The following is a 4,342-nucleotide window of genomic DNA, read 5'->3' on the forward strand; positions in this document are numbered from 1 at the left end:
CCACCGGCCAGAGCGACAGCGGGGTGTCGGAGATCCTCGCCATCGACGAGCGCCGCTACCTGGCGCTGGAGCGTTCCTGGATCGAGGGCGTGGGCTACCGCGTCCGGCTGTACGAGATCGACCTGCGCGGCGCCACCGACGTCCTCGGCCGCCACTACCTCGGCGGGGCGCCGTACCGGCCGGTCACCAAGCGCCTGGTGCGCGACCTCGGCGACTTCCGGCCGCCGGTGCAGAACCTCGAGAGCATGGCGTGGGGGCCGCGCCTGGCCGGCGGGGAGTGCACGCTGGTGATCGGGTCGGACGACAACTTCGACGCCAGGGAGACGACCCAGTTCATGGCCTTCGGCGTACGCGGCTGCCCTTGAGCCTCACACGCCGTGTATGCGGCGGCCGGTGATCTGGTGCGGGGAGATGCGGATGTAGAGCCGGCGCTCGCCGCCGGCCCACGGCGTCACCCCCGCCCCGGCCACCTCGTCCACCTCCTCCGGCGGCACGTGGTGCGCCGGGCCCTGCACCAGCACGCTCCACCCCTCGCGGTTCGCCTCGTCGATCCGGTCGACCTCGAACCCGATCTTGATCTCGACGCCCTCCACCCCGCTGCGCAGCTCCTTGTCCATGGGGCCGCCGGCGGCGGTGCGGAAGACGATGTCGCCGCGGTGCATCTTGTAGTTGACCGGGAGCACGGTCAGCCCCTGCAGGCCGTTGAACGCCACCCGCCCGATGCCGCCCGGCTCGATCAGCCGCAGGGCCTCGGTCTCGTCCAGGCGCTCCAGCGTCGGGTGCGCCATCGCCGGGCCATGACCCGGCGGATGGTCACGACCGCCGCCCAGCAGCTCCGATGCCGTGGTGTCCAGCGCGTTGGCCAGCCGGTAGAGGGTGCCGGTGTCGGGGGAGTCGGCGTTCTCCTCCAGGTACTTCAGATAGCCCGGCGACATCTGCGCCTTCTCGGCGACCTGCTCGCGGGTCAGGCGGAGCCGCTCGCGGTGGTGGATGATGCGCCGTCCGAGATCGCCGGTGCCTGACATGATCGGTTCTCCTCGTGCGTAGGAACGCCGCGGGACGCCGTTCACGCGGGCCTTGCGGTGGTCGGCGTCGATGAACACCCGGCGCCCCCGGTAGTGGATCGGCACGGTCACCAGGCCGAGCCGGTCGGGCACCGCGGGATCCAGCCGCAGCCCGTCCCGCCGCAGCTCCAGCCCGAGGTAGCAGCGCTGCAGCAGGTCGAGCGTGCCGCCCATGGCGCCCAGGTGGATGCCCTCGGCCGTGGTGCCGCCCTGCACGTCCTCGACGTCGCTGGCCAGGGCCTCGGTGAAGAACATCCACGACTGCGGGCGGTTCGAGCGCGACAGCACCCACGCGTGCACGACGGCGCTCAGCGTGGAGCCGTGGCTGGTGCGCTCCAGGTAGTACGCGATCGTGCGCGCGATCAGGTCCGGATCGACCGGGTAACCGAGCCGCTGCATGATCTCGCCCAGCTCGCCCGAGGACAGCAGGTAGAAGATCATGAGCGTGTCGGCCTGCTTCGACGCCTTGTAGCGGTTGACGTCGTCGCCGTCGGCCTCCAGCGCCCGGTCCAGGCGGCGCACGCCGCGGTAGCGGCCCCAGTCGAGCTCCAGCAGGTCGCCGTACCCGGTGAACTGGCTGATGACGCCGTCGTGGAAGTCGACCCGCATGTGGCGGCTGATGTCGTCCCAGCGGGCCAGCTCGTCCGCCGAGGGCGCGAGATGCGGGACGATCTGCGCGGTGTCGCGGGCCCGCAACATCAGCCACGCCGTCATGACGTTGGTGTAGGCGTTGTTGGCCAGGCCGGGGACGGCGGCGTCCGGATAGGCGTCGTGGTACTCGTCCGGGCCCATCACCCCGCGGATCTCGTAGCGGCCGTCGGTGCGCACGGCCAGCGAGGCGAAGAACCGCGCGATGTCCAGCAGCAGCTCGGCGCACCACGTCGGCATGGAGCCGGTGGCCAGGTAGTGGTGCCAGACGTTGTAGGCGATGGCCAGGCCGACGTGGCGCTGCAGGCGGGAGTTGTCCGGCAGCCAGTTCCCCGACGCCGGGTTGAGGTGCACGGTCTGCGTCTCCTCGCGCCCGTCGCTGCCGCTCTGCCACGGGAACATCGCGCCCTCGTACCCCGCCTCCCTGGCGGCGTCCCTGGCCTCGGGCAGGCGACGCCAGCGGTAGCGCAGCAGACCGCGCGCGATCTCCGGGAAGCGCAGGTCGAGCCAGGGCAGCACGAACAGCTCATCCCAGAACACGTGCCCCCGGTACGCCTCCCCGTGCAGACCGCGCGAGGGCACCCCGGCGTCGAGGTCGGCGGTGTGCGGCGACAACGTCTGCAGCAGGTGGAAGATGTGCAGGTGGACGATCTGCGACAACTCCGGGCCGTCCACGTCGAGGCAGGCGTGCCGCCACAGCCGCTCCCAGGCGGCCTCGTGGCGGGCCAGCAGCTCGCCGAAGCCCGGCGCCCGGCGTACGTGCCGCAGCGCCGACGAGCGCGGGTCGTGGCTGGCCGGGTCGCGCGACGACGTCAGCGACACGATCTTCGTCAGGACGGCCGGCTCGCCCTGGGCGAGGTCCAGCACGTGCTCGTAGCTGACGTGCCCGAGGCCGAGCGACGGGTGGGTGGCGGGCGCGTCGCCGTCGATCCGGGCGGCCAGCGCCACGGTCACGTGCGAGGCGCGCGTGGACGCCGTCAGCCAGGCCAGGTCGCCTTCGGAGCCGGTCGCGTGCCCGATGAGGTGGTCGCCGCGCAGCGCGCGGTAACGGGCCACGGCGCAGTTGCGCACCCGTCCCTCCAGGCCGGTGCTCACGCGCAGCGGCCCCGACCAGTTCTCCGCGATGAACGTGGTCTCCATGGCGGCCAGGTACGGGTCGGCCATCGACACCAGGCGGCGCTGGAGCACCCGCGTGATCCGGCCCTCGCCGTCGCGCCAGCGCAGGTCGCGCAGCAGCAGGCCGCGCCGCATGTCCAGCTCGTACCGGTAGAGCGGCAGGTCGGCCGCGTCCGGGCGGAACCAGCCGGACCCCGGCGTGGCGAACGTCAGCGGCAGCCAGTCGGGCAGGTTGACGATGTCCTCGTTCGTCACCGTACGCCCGGCCACCACCGAGTCCAGGCGGTCGTAGCAGCCGGCCATATACGTGCCGGCGGTGCGCGGGCCGTTCTCGGGAGTGGCGCCGCGGGTGGCGAAGCGGCCGTTGCCCAGCGTGCACAGCGCCTCGCGCAGGCCCTCGCCCTCCGGGTGGAAGCCGTCGTAGGTCAGGATCCAGGCGTTCATCTCCGCCCCACGGGCACCCGTCCGGTCACGTCGGCGTCGGCCAGGTCCGCCACCACGACGTCCGCGCCGGCGGCGAGCATGGTGGCGGCCTGCGTCTCGCCGCGGTCCACCGCCACCACCAGGCCGAAGCCGCCCCTGCGGCCGGCCTCGACGCCGGGCAGCGCGTCCTCCACGACCGCGACCTCCTGGGCGGGCAGCTCCAGGCGGCGCGCGGCCTCCTGGAACAGCGCCGGGTCCGGCTTGCCCGGCAGGCCCAGCTCCGCCATGTCGTTGCCGTCCACCAGCACGTCGAACAGGTGCAGCAGCCCCGCCGACGCGACGATCGCCCGGCAGTGCCGGCTCGCCGACACCACCCCGGTGCGGCAGCCGCGCCGCCGCAGCTCGTGCAGCAGGGCGACGGTGGACGTGAACGGCGCCGCGCCGCACCGGTCGATCTCCTGGCGGAACAGCGCGTCCTTCGCCAGGCCGAGCCCGTGCACGGTCGGCGCGCCCGGCTCGTCGTCCGGGCCGCCCTCGGGCAGCGAGATGCCGCGTGAGGCGAGGAACGTCCGCACGCCGTCCAGGCGCGGGCGGCCGTCCACGTAGGCCAGGTAGTCGGAGGGCAGGTCGAACGACGCCGACCGGCCGCGCAGGAAGGCGTCGAACACGTGTTTCCAGGCCGCGGCGTGGACGCGCGCGGTATCGGTGACCACTCCGTCGGTGTCGAAGACGACAGCGCGCAGGTGGGTCAGGTCAAAAGTGGCCATATCGGACGCATACCCGCCCAAACGCTCCCCAGCCCTGCGATCGCCCCCCGAATGACCTGCACGGACGTGCGCCGAGCCGGACCGGGGTACGTCTTCCGCGTCAGGCCGCCGTGTGTCGCCAGGAGGGTGCCGGTATGAGCTCGTTCACAGGCAGATCAGAACCGCCCCCAACGAGACCCGCGACAGGCGCCCCCGGACCGGATGGGGTCGGGCCGGGTGCGCTCGGCGCCACCGCGCCCAGGCCGGAGGCGGGCGTGCTGGGGGCCGCCGCGCCCAGGCGGGAGGCGGTCGAGCCGGGCGTGTCCGGGGTCGCCGCGTTCAGGC

General features: G+C 73.2%; 4 protein-coding genes. 2 read left to right on the plus strand and 2 right to left on the minus strand.

Translation table 11 applies throughout. The features are described from left to right. Positions 1 to 365: esterase-like activity of phytase family protein (locus tag C1J01_RS46490; RefSeq protein ID WP_146615999.1), on the plus strand; the 365-nt coding region annotated here is incomplete at its 5' end. A gap of 3 nt (positions 366 to 368) precedes the next feature. Here the strand turns inward: C1J01_RS46490 and C1J01_RS46495 are convergent. Beyond that, positions 369 to 3,272 (minus strand): pyridoxamine 5'-phosphate oxidase family protein, encoded by a 2,904-nt coding sequence (locus tag C1J01_RS46495; protein ID WP_111185389.1) that lies wholly within the window; start codon positions 3,270 to 3,272, stop codon positions 369 to 371. Then, positions 3,269 to 4,018 carry an HAD family hydrolase gene (locus C1J01_RS46500; protein ID WP_111185390.1) on the minus strand — a complete coding sequence of 250 codons (750 nt, stop codon included), beginning with the start codon at positions 4,016 to 4,018 and terminating at the stop codon, positions 3,269 to 3,271. The genes C1J01_RS46495 and C1J01_RS46500 overlap by 4 nt, the downstream gene beginning before the upstream one ends. A gap of 134 nt (positions 4,019 to 4,152) precedes the next feature. Here C1J01_RS46500 and C1J01_RS51705 point away from each other — a divergent pair. Further along, positions 4,153 to 4,342 (plus strand): hypothetical protein (locus tag C1J01_RS51705; RefSeq protein ID WP_220040457.1); only part of this gene is annotated, 190 nt, incomplete at its 3' end.

Source organism: Nonomuraea aridisoli, assembly GCF_003236395.1.
Taxonomy (GTDB): domain Bacteria; phylum Actinomycetota; class Actinomycetes; order Streptosporangiales; family Streptosporangiaceae; genus Nonomuraea; species Nonomuraea aridisoli.